Source organism: Ancylobacter rudongensis (genome assembly GCF_900100155.1).
Classification (GTDB): Bacteria; Pseudomonadota; Alphaproteobacteria; order Rhizobiales; family Xanthobacteraceae; genus Ancylobacter; species Ancylobacter rudongensis.
Genome location: NZ_FMTP01000002.1, coordinates 154260 through 169390 on the forward strand (window position 1 = coordinate 154260; position 15131 = coordinate 169390).

Genomic DNA, 15131 nt, shown 5'->3' on the forward strand with positions numbered 1-15131 from the left:
CACTCAGGGCAGGTCCGGCAAGGTCGCGTCGACTGGCCACCATCCGTCCGCGCGCAGGGTGAACAGCGGGCAGCCATAGGCGGCGCGCACCTGCTCGGGAGCCAGCATGCCTTCCATCGGGGCTACCCAACGGTTGGTCTGCTTCATCGCCACCACCATGCCGGCAAGGCTCGCGCCGGCCCTCTCCAGCAGGCGGCCGGCGGCGCGTGCGGTCGCTCCGGTCGAGATCGCGTCGTCCACCAGCAGCACGCGGCGCGCCTCGACCAGCGGCAGCAGGTTGGGGTCGAGCCGCAGGTGCTTGCCTGCCTCCGGACTGGTGATGGAGGATACGGGTTCTGAGAGGTCGTCGCGGTACCAGAACTTTTTGGAGTAGCCGAGCGGAACGTAGCGCGGCTGCCCCAGCCGCTCCGCCACGAGGGCGGCAAAGGAGAGGCCGAGCGTCGGCAGACCGACGACGCAGTCCGCCTGGAGCGCCCGCGCCTCCTGCGCCATCGCATCGGCCAGAGAGCTCACCACCGCATGCGAGGCCTGGTTGGCAATCAGTGAGGCGGCGGCGTGGACGCCATCGGGCAGGCGGCGCAGCGGCAGAACGAGAACCTGCCCGTCCGCCAGCCGCACCGGATAGCCATGGCGATGCGGCGGGGTGAAGGAAAAGCGCGCGGGAGGCTCGTTGGCCAGTTCCTGCCAATAGGCCAGCGTCGGTTCGGTGAAGTCCTCGCTCACAGCGCGCCGGCCGCCATCTGGCGTGTCATGAAATCGGCCTGCCGGATCGCCAGCGCGACGATGGTCAGCGTCGGGTTGCAGGCGCCGCCGGTAGCAAAGGCGCTGCCATCGGCGATGAACAGGTTCGGCACCTCATGGGCGCGGCCTTGCCCGTCGAGGACGCCGTCCTCGGCTTTCGCGCTCATGCGGTTGGAGCCGAGATTGTGGCTGGCGGGATAGGCCGGCGCCTCGATGGAGCGCTTTGCCCCCGCCGCCTGATGGATGGCGGTCATGGTCTTGTAGCCATGGCTGCGCATCTTCAAATCGTTGGGGTGCTCGTCATAATGGATGTTGGCGACCGGCACGCCGAAGGCGTCGAGCTCATCGGTCAGCGTGATGCGGTTGCCGGCCTGCGGCATGTCCTCGCCGGAAAGCAGCATGCCGGCCATATGCGCGTATTGCTCGATGACGCCGGCAAAATCGCGCCCCCACCAGCCCGGATCGAGGAAGGCGGCGGTGGTCGGCAGCCCCATGGAGTTCAGCTCGACATAATAGCCGCCGGCAAAGCCGCGCGCGGGGTCATGGCGAACGAAATCATCGACCATGCCGGTCATGATCTCGCCGCGGTGCATGTTCACCGGCTTGTCGAACACCGACCAGACGGTCTGGATGATGTGGCGCAGATAATAGCGTCCGACATTGCCGTGGCCATTCGCCAGCCCATGCGCGAACATCCCGCTGGCGGAGTGCAGCAGCAGGCGGGAGCTTTCCACGCAATTGCCCGCCAGCACCACCGCCCGCGCCCTCTGCCGGTGACGCGTGCCGGCCGCGTCCACATAGACCACGCCTGACGCCTTGCCGGCCGCATCGTGCTCGATGAAAACCGCTCGGCTTTGCGGGCGCAGCTCCAGCTTTCCGGTGGCGAGGGCGCGCGGAATCTCGACATTCAGCGTCGACCAGCGCGAGCCCACCTTGTCGCCCGTGACGGTGAATCCGTCCTGGATCGTCGCCGGGCGACCGTCATAGGGGATGGGGTTGATCGCCTGCCGTCCTGTCGAGGCGTTCAGCCCCAGCGCCGTGGCCCCCGCATACATCACCTTGAAATTGTTGTTCGCCGGCAGACCGGGCAGGCCATTGGTGCGGGTCACGCCCATCTTGGCCTCGGCGAGGTGGTAATAGGGCTCCAGTTCGTCCAGCGTGAGCGGCCAGTCGATCAGGCTGGCGCCGGGAATGTCGCCATAAACGGTACGGGCGCGCATCTCGTCGGCGATCAGGCGGTAGCAGCAGCCGGACCAGTGCGTGGTGGTGCCGCCGACCACCTGGCAGCTCCAGCTCGGCGTCAGCGGATGGTCGCGGGCGACGCGCCAGTCGCCCGACGCCGTGCGCTTGTCGAGCCAGGACAGCATCTCGTAGCCGCCCCATTCGTCATTGACGAAATCCTCGGCAGTCAGATGCTTGCCGGCTTCCAGCAGCACCACATCGACGCCGCGGCGGGTCAACTCATGCGCCAGCGTGCCGCCGCCCGCACCGGAACCGATGATGACGACGACGCCGGCATCGTCGAGTTCATACTGTGTCATCCTGGCACCCTTGCTGTGAGCGGAATCAGACGCCGGCCGGAGGTTCCGGCAGCCAGTCGAGATCGTTGAAGCCGCGCGCCACATACCCGCCGAGATGCACCGAGGCGCCCTCATAGCCGAAGGCCTGCCAGACCTCGACATCGTCATAGAGGAAGCGGACGGTGGAGCGCTGGACCAGCCGGAAGGCCGCGCTGGTCTCCATCTCCTTCAGCACCGCCACCCGGTAGCTCTCTGACAGTTCGCGGAAGGGCAATGGCATCGTCGCGTCCGCGCGGTCGACGAATTCGGCGAAGGACTGCGCGGCGGCGGGCGAGTGTGACGCCATTCGGTCGAAATGCAGGATGACGCGGCGATAGACCCGCTCGGGCAGCCCGTCATGTGGATAGAGGGTGCGGGCGGCGGCGAGGAGCGTATGCGCCACGTCGCGGTCGAGGATCGTCAGCGCCTCGACCCATTCCGGTCCGTCCGCGACCTCGATCGGTGGCGGCAGCTTCGGATCCTTGTAAGCGTTGATCCCGTTCATTCCGATCATCCCTTCACCGCGCCGAGGGTGAGGCCGCGCACGATGTGACGTTGCAAGACAAAGACCACTGCGAGGACGGGCAGCAGCGCCGTCATGCCGACCACCGCCATCTCGCCCCAGCGCACGCCCTGCGAGGTGATGAGCTTGGGAATGGACACGGGTAGCGTCTGCACCGCACGTCCGCCGAGCATGAAGGCGAACAGGAACTCGTTCCAGGCGAAGATGAAGCACAGCACGGCCGTGGCGACGATGCCGTTGCGCAGCAGCGGGAACACCACGCGGCGGAAGATCTGCGGCTTCGACCAGCCTTCCAGCGCCGCCGCCTCCTCCAGTTCCACCGGCAAATCGCGGCAGAAGGAGCGCAGCACCCAGATGTAGAAAGACAGGTTGAAGGTCATATAGGCCAGCGTCAGCCCGAGGAAGGTGTCGAGCAGGCCGACCTTGGCGAAGATCAGGTAGAAGGGAATGACGAGACACACTGGCGGGGCCATGCGCGAGGCGAGGATGAATAGAAACAGGTCATCCTTCGCGCGCATCTCGAAGCGGGCAAAAGCATAGGCGGCCGGCGTGCCGATGATGACCACCAGTGCGGTGGACACCGTGCACAGAAGGAACGAGGTCAAAAGGTACCAGTGGAAGCCGTGCTCAAGCACGTAGCTGAAATGCTCCAGCGTCGGCACGAACAGAAACTGCGTCGGCCGTGCGAACATGGCGTCGTTCGGCTTCACCATCATCGACGCCATCCAGAAGATGGGAAACAGCATGATGGCGGCGTAGACGACCGTGATGCTGGTCCAGAGCAGTGCCGTCGAGCCTTCGGGGCGGCTTTGTGCTTCGGCCATGGCGGGGTTCCTCAGAAGGCGTTCAGGCGCTTCTTGGCGACCTGGTAGAAGACATTGCAGAAGGCAAAGAAGGCGAGCCACACCAGCACTGCGAGCGCCGAGGCCTCGCCGATGTTCCAGAACTCGAACGTCATCTTGTTGGCGAGGATGGAGGGCGTCTCGGTGGCAATGCCCGGGCCGCCGCCGGTGAGGATGTAGATGGTGTCGAACACCTTGAAGGCGTCGATGAAGCGCAGCAGCCCGATGACCGCCAGCAGCGGTGTCATCATCGGCAGGGTGATGTGGAAGAACATCTGCAACGGGCTCGCGCCATCCACCGCCGCCGCCCGATAGGGACCCGTGGGCAGCGCCTGCAGGCCGGCAAAGAAGGCCAGCATCATGAAGGGCGTCCACTGCCAGATATCGACAAAGATCAGCGCATAGAGGGCGTATTCGGGCGAGGCGAAGACCGAAGTCCCCTCAAGCAGATTGAAGCGTTCCAGCACATTGTAGGAGAAAAACCCCCAAGAGCCGGCCAGCATGATCTTCCACAGCAGCCCGACCACGATCGGCGCCATCATGGTCGGCATGAACAGCAGCGGCACCAGAAGGGAACGCCCGCGCACATTCTGGTTCAGCACCAGCGCGCCGGCCAGCCCGAGCATGAATTCCACCGGCACCGCGATCAGCACGAAAGTGGCGGCGACGCCGATGGAGTTCCAGAAGCGCGGATCGGTGAGCAGCACCGCGTAATTGTCGAAGCCGACAAAGTCGGTCACGCGGCCGAACTTGGCGGCGTGGAAGCTCAGATAGATCGTGTAGAGGAACGGCACGAGCGAGACCACGACCAGCATGATCATCGACGGCGCGATGAGAAGGTAGGGGTACCAGAGCCGCTCGCGCGGCGCCCGAATGACGCCCTCCGCTGGGGTGATCGTGTCGCTTGCGCTTGCCATGGATAGGTCCGTTCTCCGGGTTTCGGCACGCATTGCCCCGCCCGCGAAGCGAGGCCGCGGCATCTGGAGGGAGCGGCGAGCCCCTCGCTCCATCCCTCTCCCCCATGGGGGAGAGGGAGCCGATCCTGTTCAGTTCAATCGATCAAGCCAGGCCGTTCACAGCAGGCAGCTGGTGCAGAGCTTTAGGAGTTCCGCCTGGCCCTTCTTCGCGCCCTCTTCCGGCGAGATCCGGCCAAGGCCGACTTCCTGCGCGACGCCGCTCATCACGTCGTAGATCTCGTAGAATTTCGGCATCTTCGGCTTGGCCTCGGCCACGTCGAGGGTCGCCTTCATCGCCACATACAGCGTCTTGTTGGCCGAGCCGGTGATCGCCGGCAGCGCCCAGGAGGATTCGCGGATCGGCACACCGCCGGAGCCGAGGGCGATCAGCTTGTCCTGCTGCTTCTTGTCGGCAAGCCACTGCAGGAAGATGAAGGTGGCCTCGGGATTCTTGGAGGCGGCGCTGATGACGGTGACCGACGGCTCGGCCTCGGCGTAGCGCTCCGTCGAGCCGGCCTTGATCGGGATCGGGCCGTAGACGAACTTGCCGGCGAGCGGCGAGACGCCGGGCTTGTCGATGCCGAGCACGAAGTCCGACCAGGCGATGGACTGCGCGGCGATGCCATTGCCCATCACGGTCGGCACGTCGACCAGCGAATATTCAGCGATGCCGGGCGGGGCGAAGGTCCAGAGCTCGTGCCACATCTTCAGCGCGGCGACGGTCTGCGGGCTGTCGAAGTCCGGCTTGCCGGCGGCGTCGATCAGGTTGCCGCCATAGTTCTTGACGAAATTGTTCCACAGCGTCGGGAAGGTCGAGCCGCCCTTGATACCCTCAAGCACGATCCCGTAGAAATCGCTCTCCAGCGGCTTGCCGGCGAGCATCGCGCCCTTCTTTCGGGTGAAGAATTCGGCGATGTCGCGCATCTGCTCGATGGTGGCGGCCGGCGCCAGCTCATAGCCATACTTGGCCTTGAACGCTTCCTTCTCGCCGGGATCGTTCAGCAGGTCGGCGCGCGCCCAGTAAATCTGGTTGTAGTTCCAGTTGATGAAGGAATACTGCTTTTCGCCGACAAAGGCCGCCGTCTTGAACGGGTTCTGGATGAAGTCCGCCGAATTGAGGTTGGGGTTGGCGAGCTTCGGATCGGCAACGAAATCATTCAGCTCGCGGATCACCCCGGCCGAGATCATCGGGCCGAGCTGAAAGCCGTGCAGCATGATGGCGTCGTAATAGCCACGGCCGGACAGCATGTCGGCCTGGCCCTTGTTGATGACCTCGAAATGGTTGAGCAGTTCCCACTCCACCTTGATCCCGGTCTCTTTCTCAAAGTCCGGGACGATCTTGGACAGAGTTTCCTGCAGCGGCGTGATCTCGTCGAGCACGCGGATCGTGCTGCCCTTATAGGGCTTGGCCGCCTCGGCATAGAAGGACGTGTCGTCCGCCTGCGCCGGCACAAGCGGCGCCATCAGCACCGTGGAGGCCGCCAAGGCGGCGGCGAAACACCAGAACCTGCTCTTCATCGCTCTTTCCCTCTGTTTGTCGTCAGCGGCTTCAAGTGCCGGGCAGCGCGCGGCCCGTCGTCCCGTCGAAAAGCGCAAGACCGTCCTTCGGGAACATCAGTCCCACCGACCGGCCGATGCCATCGCCCGCGCCGCTCCCGAGAGAGGCGGCAATGGCCATGCTCGTCTTCGCCTTGGCGAGCAGGGCGCCGAGATCGAGAGTGACGATGGCGTGCTTTCCGAACGGCTCGTTGGAATAGATTTCGGCGCCCACCGCGCCGGGCGCATCCGCAGCGGCGAAGGCGATATCGTCCGGCCGCACGCCGAGACTGACGCCCTCGCTCCCGGCCTGCTCGGCGACCCGGACGAGGGCGGCGGGCAAGGCGATCCGCAGATCACGGCGGGTGAAGAACACTGTGCCGCTCTCTCGCGCCAGCTGCCCCTCGATCAAATTCATCGGCGGATCACCAAGAAGCCGGGCAACTCGTGTACTGGCCGGCCGCTGCCAGATGTCCTCCGGAGTGCCGACCTGCTCGACCCGCCCGCCATCAATCACCACCACGCGGTCGCCGACAGACAGCGCCTCCATGCCGTCCGGCGTCGACCACAGGGTCGGCGCCTCCTGGCGGGCGAGCCGGCGGCGGATTTCGCCGCGCAGCTTGTGGCGCAGCTTGGCGTCGAGATGCGAGATCGGCTCGTCGAGAATGTAGAGATCCGGCACCTGCACCAAGGTTCGAGCAAGCGCCACGCGCTGCTTCTGCCCGCCCGAGAGCGCACCGGGCAGGCGTTCGCCTAGATGGCGTATTTCCAGCAGCTCCAGCACTTCGTCGACGCGCGCGGCGGCGAGGGCCGGATCGAGCCGGCCGCTTGGGGCCTGCAGCGGAGAGAGTGCGTTTCCGTGCACGGTGAGGTGCGGATAGAGCGCATAGGATTCGAACATCAGCGCGACGCGCCGCTGTTGCGGCGGCACGCCTGCGAGAGCACGGCCGCCCAGCGTCACGCTGCCGGCATCGGGCTGCTCAAGGCCGGCAAGGATGCGGCAGAAGGTGCTCTTGCCGGCGCCCGAGGGCCCGGTGATCGCCACAAGCTCGCCCGGCGCGATGTCGATGCCGACATTATGCAGAACCTGCTGCGCGAAGCTCTTCGAGATGCCGCGTGCGGCAAGCCCGGACGAAACCGATGCGCTCATGGCAGAGCCTCCCGGTTTCGTCCGCTGGCCGCGTCGAAGACCAGCAGCCGCGTCTCGTCTATACCCAGAGTCACACGGTCGCCCGCCCGCCAGGGCGCGGGGCCGGGGATCTCGGCAACGAGCTTCACTGCGCCTTCCCCCGCCTCCGCGAGGGCGACGGTGAGAATGTCGGCATCGCCGCGCGGCTCGCGATAGACGATGGTGCCGCGCGCCTCCCCCGCCGCGTCTGGCCCGCGCACCGCAATGTTCTCCGGACGGATGCCGGCAATGATGGCGGTTCCGCCAGAAGGCAGCGTGCCGAGCCGCGCCGGACCGAGCCGCGCGTTCCAACCCTTGCCGATCACGCGGCCGGCTTCGGCAAGAGTCGCCTCCATCAGGTTCATTGGCGGCTCGCCGATGAAATTGGCGACGAAGAGATTGGCCGGGCGCTCATAGAGGTCCTGCGGCGCCCCCACCTGCTGGAGCACGCCATGGTTCATCACCGCCACCCGGTCGGCCATGGCGATGGCCTCAGTCTGGTCATGAGTGACCAGGATGGACGTCACTTGCCGCAGCTTCTGCAGCCGCTTGATCTCGGCACGCAGCTGCACCTTCTGGTCGGCATCGAGATGGGAAAGCGGTTCGTCGAACAGGATCACGTCAGGATCGCGCACCAGAGCCCGACCGATCGCCACGCGTTGCTGGGCGCCGCCGGAAAGGCCGCGCACGTCCTGTTCCGCCATCTGCCGCAACCCGAGGAGTTGCAGCACCTCGCCGATGCGCTGCGCCGCCGGCTGGCCGGTGATGCCGCGCACCTTCAGCGGGAAGGCGACATTCTCCCACACCGTCATGCGGGGGTAGAGGGCATAGTCCTCGAACACCATGGCGATGTTGCGCGCCCCGGGCGCAAGGCGCGACACCGGCCGTTCGCCGAAATAAATCTCGCCCGCCGAGACGGCCTCAATGCCCGCCGCCATCTTTAGCGTCGTGCTCTTGCCACAGCCCGAGGGGCCGAGCAGCGCCAGCATTTCTCCCGACGCGCAGGCTAGGTCCAGCTGACTGACCGCAGCGACCTCGCCGTAGCGCTTGGAAACGGAGACAAAGGCTATGGACGACATCCGGCACTCCAGGGCTATGCCGATGATCCATCCAAGTTCTGTGCCAAAGTGTGCTGGTTTATAGAAACTCAGGATAACTGGGTTCGACAGGAGCCTCTCCTATCGCGTCTGCACAAAACGTCGCCTCGTCTATCGAGGCTGCACCGATTATGAGCAGTGCCCGGATGCGAGCAGTCGGGCGGTATGGGAGCCGGGCCGAAGGTCCGTCAGCCGGCGCACCTCGTCCGGCGTGTCGATATCGCGCGCGAAACCGGGAAAGCGTGCAGACTCATGCACCTGCGGCACGATGCCGAGTGCCTCCGCGCCGGCCTGGTGCCGGGCGAAGCTCCCAGGCCCGAAGGCAAAGCCCATCGCCTGTGGCGGGGACAGTAGGAGGGCATTGGTGCCGTCCCCATCCTGCGACGCAATGAGGCTTGCCGCCCTGCCGGAACCGTGGCTGGAAATGAGCGCGTCGATCTCGCCCGCTGTGACGGCCGGCAGGTCGCCGGGCAGCACCAGCAGGCCGGCGGCGCCTTCCGCGCCGAACCGGGCTGCCGCCTCCGACGCCGCAGGGTTAAGGCCGCGCACCTCGCTCTCGATCAGCCAGCGGCCGCCACGGTCCCGCGCCAACCGGCCGGCCTGCGGATCTGCGGTGATCACGGCAAAACCGGCCAGCCCCCGCGCCTCCCGCAGCGCCGCGAGCACGTCGCACAGCATGGCGCGCACCAGTTCCTGGCGGAAGATGGGCGTGAAGGCGCTGGCGAGCCGCTGCTTGGCGAGACCGAACGGCTTCACCGGCACCACCGCCCAGATGCCACCCGTCTTTGCGTTCATGCAAGTCGCGCCGCCAGGCCGTCGGCAAGGCCGAGCACGAAACGGGCAAGGCGTTGCTTGTCGTCGAGGCTGCGCATCAGCGTCGGGGTCGTCGCAACTTGCACTCCCGCGATCGCGAGACTGGCATCCGCCTCGTCGACCACGAAGGCGTCGATCAGCCCGGCATAGTGGCGCGCCACAGTCGCCGCGCTGGGTTCCAGCCCCAGCTCGGCCATCATCTTCGCCGTCGGGCCCTTCACCGCCTGCCCGGCGATGATCGGCGAGACGGCGATCACAGGCGCGGCGCACCCGGCCAGCGCCGCCCGCATCCCGGGCACGGCGAGAATGGGATCGACGCTGAGATAGGGGTTGGACGGGCACAGGATAACGGCCCGCAGGGCCGGATCGGCCAACGCCGCCGCCGCCTCCGGCGCCATCCTTGCCGTGTCCGCCCCGGCGAAATCGAGCCCGATCACCCGTGGCTCGCAGCGCCGGCGGACGAAATAATGCTGGAAATCCAGCCAGCCCTCATCGGTCTGCACCCGGGTGGCGACCGGCTCGTCGGTCATCGGCACGATCCGCGCGCCGATGCCGAGCCGGCGCCTCAGCCCCTCCGTCACCTGCGAGAGCGTCTCGCCCGCCGCCAGGCGCCGCGTGCGTTCGACATGGATGGCGAGATCGCCGTCGCCGAGCTGGAACCAGGTCTCGCCGCCCAACTCCGCCAGCGCGCGCATGAAGGTCCAGCTCTCGTCGCGTCGCCCCCAGCCCTTCACCGGGTCGTCGAGCCCGGCCAGCGTGTAGAGCAGCGTGTCGATATCGGGCGAGATGTGCAGGCCGAGATGGCGGAAATCGTCGCCCGTATTGGCGATGATGGTCAGCTCCCCCGGCGCCAGCACGCGGTCAAGGCCCAGCGCCAGCTTGGCACCGCCAATGCCGCCGGAAAGCGCGATCACCTGCCCGCTCATCGGAAAAGATCCTCGGTTTCGGGCCGCAGAAGCGCCGCCGCGGGGTTCGGCGGCGCGCGCCAGGTGAGGCCGCGCAGCAGCACGACCGGCCGCCCCTCATCCGCCGGCCCCATCAGCAGCGAGGCGGCGGCGGCGATCTCGTCGGCATGGCCGATCTGGGTAATCTGAAGGGCCCGGCCGAACAAATCCGGGTCGCCGCGCCGGTCGATCAGCGCCGGCAGGCCGGCCGCGCCTATGGCGGTTCCCGTCGTGCCGCGCCGCCAGGGCCGGCCGAAACTGTCGTTGATCACCACGCCGACCGTCGCCCCGCTCGCCTGATAAAGCCGCGCCCGCAGGCTTTCCGCGCTGGCGTCCGGGTCCTGCGGCAGCAGCAGCGCCATTTCCCGGCCACCGGCGTCGATATTAGACTGGTCGATGCCGGCATTGGCCATGATCAGCCCGAGGCGGTGCTCGACGATCAGCACATGCGGCCGGGCGCGGACCACGCGGCGGCTTTCGCGCAGCACCAGCTCGACCAGACGCGGGTCTTTAAGCACCTGGCCGGCCAGCGTTTTTGCTTCGCCGGAAGGCGTGACCGTGGCGAGGTCAACGAGCCTCCCCTCGGCCTTGGAGACGACCTTCTGCGCCAGCACGACCACATCGCCGTCCTGGAACTCCACGCCGGCCCGCGCGGCCCCCTCGACGACCAACCGGCAGAGGTCATCCCCTTGGTCGACAAGGGGAAAGCCCGGCAGCGCGATCAGTTCGAGGCGGGCGGACGCTGTCGCCATGGCTCAGCCGAAGGCCGCGCGCAGCTTGGGCAGCACGGCGCTGGAATAGAGGCGCAAGAACCGCTCCTGGTCCTCGCCGGGGGCGTGGAACACGAGATGGCGGAAGCCGAGTTCGACATAGGGGCGAATGCGCTCGACATGCTCGTCGGCATCGTCGGAGACGATCCAGCGGCTGGCCGCCCTTTCGGCGGGGAGCGCATCGGCGAGGCGCTCCATCTCCAGCGGGTCGCCGATCGAGTGTTTCTCTTCCGGCGACAGCGCCAGCGCCGCCCAGTTCCGCGTGTCTTCCAGCGCCCGCGCCTTGTCGGTGTCGAAGGAGACCTTCATCTCGATCATCTGGTCATAGTCCCTGGCCCGCCCGGCCTCCTCCAGCCCGGCGGCGACGTTGGGCAGCAGCGTGTCGCGGTATAGATCCCAGGATTTTCCGCTGGTGCAGATGAAGCCGTCGCCGGCACGACCGGCAAACTTCGCCACCATCGGACCGGCGCCGGCAATGTAGATCGGCACCGGCTGTTCCGGCTTGTCATAAATGGTGGCGCGCTCGGTTTTGTAGAACGCGCCTTCAAAACTCACTCTTTCCTCGCTCCAGAGCTGGCGGATAAGGCGTACCGCCTCGCGCAGGCGGGCGAAACGCTCCTTCATCTCCGGCCAGGGCGCTCCGGTGGCGGGCACCTCGTTCAGCGACTCGCCCGAGCCGACGCCCAGAATGACGCGCCCGGGGTAAAGCTGACCCAGCGTGCCGAAGGCCTGGGCGACCATGGAGGGGTGGTGGCGGAAGGTGGGGGTGAGCACGCTGGTGCCCATGACGATGCGCGAGGTCGAGGCCCCCAGCGCGCCGAGCCAGGCAATGGCCGAGGGGGCATGGCCGCCGGTGTGGCGCCAGGGCTGGAAATGATCGCTGACGAACACGGAATCGAAGCCGCAGCGCTCCGCCAGAACGGCATAGTCGAGCAATTTGCGCGCGTCGAACTGTTCCGCCGACGCCTTGTAGCCGAGCCTGAGCATGATCCCTCCTGCCGTCGAGAGGGAGGATCATAGAGTCATATTGTAGTGCAGCACAATATGTTAAATTATCTTTCTAAAACAATGAACTGACTTTTCATTTTCTCCGTATATGCCCGATCAGCGCCTCGACGGCGACGCCATAGCCGGAGGGGCCCAGCCCGATGATGCAGCCCATCACCGCGGCCGTCAGGGGGGCGTGGTGGCGGAAGGGCTCGCGCTGGAACACGTTGCTCACATGCACCTGGATCGCCGGCTTTCCGACGGCCGCGAGGGCGTCGAGCAGGGCGATCGAGGTGTAGGACAGGCTGCCGGCATTGATGACGATGCCGTCCGCCTTTGTGCGTGCCTCCTGGATCCAGTCGACCAGCACGCCCTCATGGTTCGACTGGCGGAAATCCACTGTTGCGCCAAGGGCCTGCGCCCGCGCCCGGCAGTCCTGCGCGATATCCTCAAGGGTCAGGCTGCCATAGGGGCCCGTGGGGTCGAGGCCGTAGAGATTGGTGTTGGCACCGCTGAGGACGAGCAGGCGGACGGGCGGCAGGCTCATGATATCCAACGCTTTTTCGAGAGGATCAGGCCACGCGCTCATGCGGGCGGGTGCCGGCCATGGAAGGGCGGGCGTCGAAGCCGGCGAACCACTCCGCCGCCGCCGGACGGCCCTGCCGCCATTGCAAATCCGCATAGCGGAAGTCGAGATAGCCGAGCGCGCAGCCAAGGGTAATCAGGCCGATGTGGTGGAGTGTCGGGCCGATCAGGCCGGTGTGAACAGCCTGCTCGATCACGTCGAGCCCGCCCACGATCTTGGCCATCTGCGCCTGCGACCAGTCCGGCCAGCGCAGCTGCGCCGGGCGCATCACGCTCTCATAGCGCAGGCCGACGGCGGCATCGAGCAGGCCGTCGCCGAGCGCCTGCATTGTCAGCGCCGGCCAGCGCGCCGGGCCGGTGGGGAAGATCGCGGTGTCGCCGGCGCGGGCCGCGAGATACTCGCAGATGACGGCGCTGTCATAGAGCGCGGTGCCGTCGTCCAGCAGCAGCGCCGGGATCTTGCCAAGCGGGTTCAGGCTCGTCAGCGCCGGGTCGCGCGTGAGCGGGCTGGCGGCGCTGAAGACGATCTCGATACGGTCGGCGAGGCCGGTCTCGTGCGCGACGACCATGACCTTGCGCACAAAAGGCGATGTGGGAGCGTGCAGCAGTTTCACGGGATCTGGTCCTCCGCGCCGATGGCGGCCAAAGCGGCGCGGGCCACTTCGACATCCTCCGCCCCCTTGCCCGAGCCGACCCCGATGCCGCCGACGCAGACGCCGTCGATGACGATGGGCAGGCCGCCTTCCAGATTGGTCAGCCGCTGGCCGGCGGCGAGCGAGAGCTTGATCTCGTCGGCCGGGTTCAGCCGCGAGGAAGGCTGGCGGTGCGAGGCGGAGCCGGCGCGCGTCAGTTCGGCCTGGACAGGATGATGGCGGCACGCATGCACGACTTTGCCGATTTCGGCCCCGACCGTTTCGCCCTCTCGGGCTGCCTCACGCCCCGCGCTTCCGCCGCATGAGCACAGGCCAGCCACCCGCCGATCGCGTGCCGGTGGCGATCATCGGCGGCGGCTTTTCCGGCGCCGCTGTCGCCTGGCACCTGCTGCGCCTGCGCCCGGCGCTGGCGCGGGTCGTCGTCATCGAGCCGCGCACCGAGCTCGGCCGGGGTATGGCCTATTCCGCCGCCGACCCCAGCCACCGCATCAATGTGCCGGCGACGCGGATGTCGCTGATCCCGGACCAGCCGACCCATTTCAACGACTGGCTGGAAGCCTCCGGCGCGCTCGACGCCGACCCGGCGGCGCGGCGCAGCGAGGGGCGCAATTTCCCCGCCCGCGCGGTGTTCGGCGCCTATGTCGCGGAGCAACTGGCCGCGCTCGGCCCGCGCGTCACCCATGTCGCCGCCGCCGCCGAGGCGGTGGAGGCGCACGGCGACGGCTACCGCATCCGCACCGGCGACGGCGCGGTCATCGAGGCCGGCCTCGTCGCGCTGGCAGTGGCGCATGCGCCGCCAAGCCCGCCCTCCGCCCTCGCCCGCGTGCTGGCTGGCCATCCCCGCTTCGTGCCCGACCCCTGGCAGGCAGGCGCGCTGGCCGCCGTGCGGCCGGACGACCGGGTGCTGATCGTCGGCACCGGGCTCACCATGGCCGATATCGTGGCGAGTCTCGAACGGCTCGGCCATCGCGGGGAGATCGTCGCGCTCTCGCGCCGGGGCCTGCGCTCGCGGGGCCATCCGGCGCTGGTGCACGAGCCGTTCGGCGACTTCGCCACCGACCCGACCCGCACGGCAGGCGAGTTGGTGCGCCGCATCCGCGCCAGCGTGAGGGAGGCGGAACAGGCGGGCCAAAGCTGGCACTGCGTGCTCGACCAGGTGCGGCTGCAGGGCAGCACCATCTGGAACGCGCTGCCGCCGCCTGAGCGCGCCCGGCTGCTGCGGCATCTGCGCCCGTTCTGGGACGTGCACCGCTTCCGCATCGCCCCGCAGGTGGAAGAGGTGCTCGACCGGCGGATCACAGAGGGCACGCTCGCTCTGCGCGCGGCCTCGCTGCGCGAGGTGACGCTCAGTGACGACGCCATCCATGTCACCCTGCGCGCGCGCCGCACCGGCGAGGTGACGCAGGCCGCGTTCGACGCCGTCATCACCGCCACCGGCCCGGCGCATGGGCGGGTCTTCGCCGACAACCCGGTGCTGGCGTCGCTGGAGCGCGCCGGCCTCGCCCGGCCGGACACGCTGCGTCTCGGCATCGAGGTGGCGGCGGACGGGCGGGCCATCGGCGCGGCGGGCGTGCCGACGCCCGGGCTCTATGTCGCCGGCCCGCTGGCGCGCGGCACGGTGGGCGAGCTGATGGGCCTGCCAGATGTCACCAACTACGCCATCCGCATCGCCGAGCAGCTGGCGGCGCGACTGGACGCCAGCTGCGATTTGGACGCGACAGCAGGGCCTTACGCCTCCGCGTGAGGCGCCTGGCATAAGCGCTCCGGGCCGCGCGCTCACCGGCCCCTGTGTCGTCTCGCCTCCGCGGAGCGAGGACGCCCGCCCCTCGCCGCGCGCCGGAAGGACGCACGCCATAGGCGCTTCCCATCGTACCGGCAGCGGGTGGGGAAAGCGCGCGCACGGCCTTGTCTCGCCGTCTCAACTGGTATAATGACTATATCAAGATACGAGTGAGCA

General features: G+C 67.6%; 16 protein-coding genes. 1 reads left to right on the forward strand and 15 read right to left on the reverse strand.

The annotated features are described in order from the left end of the window. Nucleotides 1-3: 3 nt before the first annotated feature. From BLO63_RS05710 to BLO63_RS05780, 15 genes are all read right to left on the reverse strand, one after another. A complete protein-coding gene (locus BLO63_RS05710) occupies nucleotides 4-723 on the reverse strand; it encodes a phosphoribosyltransferase (RefSeq protein WP_091437591.1) in 720 nt (239 codons plus the stop codon). Next, nucleotides 720-2282 (reverse strand): GMC family oxidoreductase, encoded by a 1563-nt coding sequence (locus tag BLO63_RS05715; RefSeq protein ID WP_091437594.1) that lies wholly within the window; start codon nucleotides 2280-2282, stop codon nucleotides 720-722. Before BLO63_RS05715 ends, BLO63_RS05710 begins: the two co-directional genes overlap by 4 nt. A 25-nt stretch (nucleotides 2283-2307) precedes the next feature. Further along, nucleotides 2308-2805 carry a hypothetical protein gene (locus BLO63_RS05720; protein ID WP_091438749.1) on the reverse strand — a complete coding sequence of 166 codons (498 nt, stop codon included), beginning with the start codon at nucleotides 2803-2805 and terminating at the stop codon, nucleotides 2308-2310. Nucleotides 2806-2810: 5 nt separating this feature from the next. Further along, nucleotides 2811-3647 (reverse strand): carbohydrate ABC transporter permease, encoded by an 837-nt coding sequence (locus BLO63_RS05725; protein ID WP_091437595.1) that lies wholly within the window; start codon nucleotides 3645-3647, stop codon nucleotides 2811-2813. A gap of 11 nt (nucleotides 3648-3658) precedes the next feature. Then, the gene (locus BLO63_RS05730) at nucleotides 3659-4582 is read right to left on the reverse strand and encodes a carbohydrate ABC transporter permease (RefSeq protein WP_244517663.1); all 924 of its coding nucleotides are present in this window, start codon (nucleotides 4580-4582) and stop codon (nucleotides 3659-3661) included. Nucleotides 4583-4738: 156 nt separating this feature from the next. Then, entirely contained in the window at nucleotides 4739-6139 is a 1401-nt protein-coding gene (locus BLO63_RS05735) for an extracellular solute-binding protein (RefSeq protein ID WP_091437598.1), read from the reverse strand. A 31-nt stretch (nucleotides 6140-6170) separates the two neighbouring features. Then, nucleotides 6171-7307, reverse strand: a complete 1137-nt coding sequence (locus BLO63_RS05740) for an ABC transporter ATP-binding protein (protein WP_091437600.1) — start codon at nucleotides 7305-7307, stop codon at nucleotides 6171-6173. After that, nucleotides 7304-8404 (reverse strand): ABC transporter ATP-binding protein, encoded by a 1101-nt coding sequence (locus tag BLO63_RS05745; RefSeq protein ID WP_091437603.1) that lies wholly within the window; start codon nucleotides 8402-8404, stop codon nucleotides 7304-7306. Before BLO63_RS05745 ends, BLO63_RS05740 begins: the two co-directional genes overlap by 4 nt. A gap of 147 nt (nucleotides 8405-8551) precedes the next feature. Further along, a complete protein-coding gene (cofC, locus tag BLO63_RS05750; protein ID WP_091437606.1) occupies nucleotides 8552-9217 on the reverse strand; it encodes a 2-phospho-L-lactate guanylyltransferase in 666 nt (221 codons plus the stop codon). Then, entirely contained in the window at nucleotides 9214-10161 is a 948-nt protein-coding gene (gene cofD, locus BLO63_RS05755; protein ID WP_091437609.1) for a 2-phospho-L-lactate transferase, read from the reverse strand. Before cofD ends, cofC begins: the two co-directional genes overlap by 4 nt. Then, complete coding sequence (cofE, locus tag BLO63_RS05760; RefSeq protein WP_091437611.1) at nucleotides 10158-10931, reverse strand: coenzyme F420-0:L-glutamate ligase; 774 nt, start codon at nucleotides 10929-10931, stop codon at nucleotides 10158-10160. Before cofE ends, cofD begins: the two co-directional genes overlap by 4 nt. A 3-nt stretch (nucleotides 10932-10934) precedes the next feature. Beyond that, a complete protein-coding gene (fgd, locus tag BLO63_RS05765) occupies nucleotides 10935-11936 on the reverse strand; it encodes a glucose-6-phosphate dehydrogenase (coenzyme-F420) (protein ID WP_091437614.1) in 1002 nt (333 codons plus the stop codon). Nucleotides 11937-12030: 94 nt separating this feature from the next. Next, on the reverse strand, nucleotides 12031-12492 hold the full coding sequence (locus tag BLO63_RS05770) for a type II 3-dehydroquinate dehydratase (protein ID WP_091437616.1): 462 nt from the start codon (nucleotides 12490-12492) through the stop codon (nucleotides 12031-12033). Between the two features lie 16 nt (nucleotides 12493-12508). After that, nucleotides 12509-13135 (reverse strand): glutathione S-transferase, encoded by a 627-nt coding sequence (locus BLO63_RS05775; protein WP_091437619.1) that lies wholly within the window; start codon nucleotides 13133-13135, stop codon nucleotides 12509-12511. Further along, nucleotides 13132-13407 (reverse strand): heme-binding protein, encoded by a 276-nt coding sequence (locus tag BLO63_RS05780; protein WP_244517664.1) that lies wholly within the window; start codon nucleotides 13405-13407, stop codon nucleotides 13132-13134. Before BLO63_RS05780 ends, BLO63_RS05775 begins: the two co-directional genes overlap by 4 nt. Nucleotides 13408-13475: 68 nt before the next feature. On the opposite strand from BLO63_RS05780, the gene BLO63_RS05785 reads away from it, so the two are divergent. Then, entirely contained in the window at nucleotides 13476-14918 is a 1443-nt protein-coding gene (locus tag BLO63_RS05785) for an FAD/NAD(P)-binding protein (RefSeq protein ID WP_091437622.1), read from the forward strand. The last annotated feature ends 213 nt before the right edge of the window (nucleotides 14919-15131 follow it).

Excerpts from the sequence above, each read along its gene's own strand:
- BLO63_RS05715 (WP_091437594.1), bottom strand. The coding sequence starts at position 2,282 with ATGACACAGTATGAACTCGACGATGCCGGCGTCGTCGTCATCATCGGT.
- BLO63_RS05720 (WP_091438749.1), bottom strand. The coding sequence starts at position 2,805 with ATGAACGGGATCAACGCTTACAAGGATCCGAAGCTGCCGCCACCGATC.
- BLO63_RS05725 (WP_091437595.1), bottom strand. The coding sequence starts at position 3,647 with ATGGCCGAAGCACAAAGCCGCCCCGAAGGCTCGACGGCACTGCTCTGG.
- BLO63_RS05730 (WP_244517663.1), bottom strand. The coding sequence starts at position 4,582 with ATGGCAAGCGCAAGCGACACGATCACCCCAGCGGAGGGCGTCATTCGG.
- BLO63_RS05735 (WP_091437598.1), bottom strand. The coding sequence starts at position 6,139 with ATGAAGAGCAGGTTCTGGTGTTTCGCCGCCGCCTTGGCGGCCTCCACG.
- BLO63_RS05740 (WP_091437600.1), bottom strand. The coding sequence starts at position 7,307 with ATGAGCGCATCGGTTTCGTCCGGGCTTGCCGCACGCGGCATCTCGAAG.
- BLO63_RS05745 (WP_091437603.1), bottom strand. The coding sequence starts at position 8,404 with ATGTCGTCCATAGCCTTTGTCTCCGTTTCCAAGCGCTACGGCGAGGTC.
- cofC (WP_091437606.1), bottom strand. The coding sequence starts at position 9,217 with ATGAACGCAAAGACGGGTGGCATCTGGGCGGTGGTGCCGGTGAAGCCG.
- cofD (WP_091437609.1), bottom strand. The coding sequence starts at position 10,161 with ATGAGCGGGCAGGTGATCGCGCTTTCCGGCGGCATTGGCGGTGCCAAG.
- cofE (WP_091437611.1), bottom strand. The coding sequence starts at position 10,931 with ATGGCGACAGCGTCCGCCCGCCTCGAACTGATCGCGCTGCCGGGCTTT.
- fgd (WP_091437614.1), bottom strand. The coding sequence starts at position 11,936 with ATGCTCAGGCTCGGCTACAAGGCGTCGGCGGAACAGTTCGACGCGCGC.
- BLO63_RS05785 (WP_091437622.1), top strand. The coding sequence starts at position 13,476 with ATGAGCACAGGCCAGCCACCCGCCGATCGCGTGCCGGTGGCGATCATC.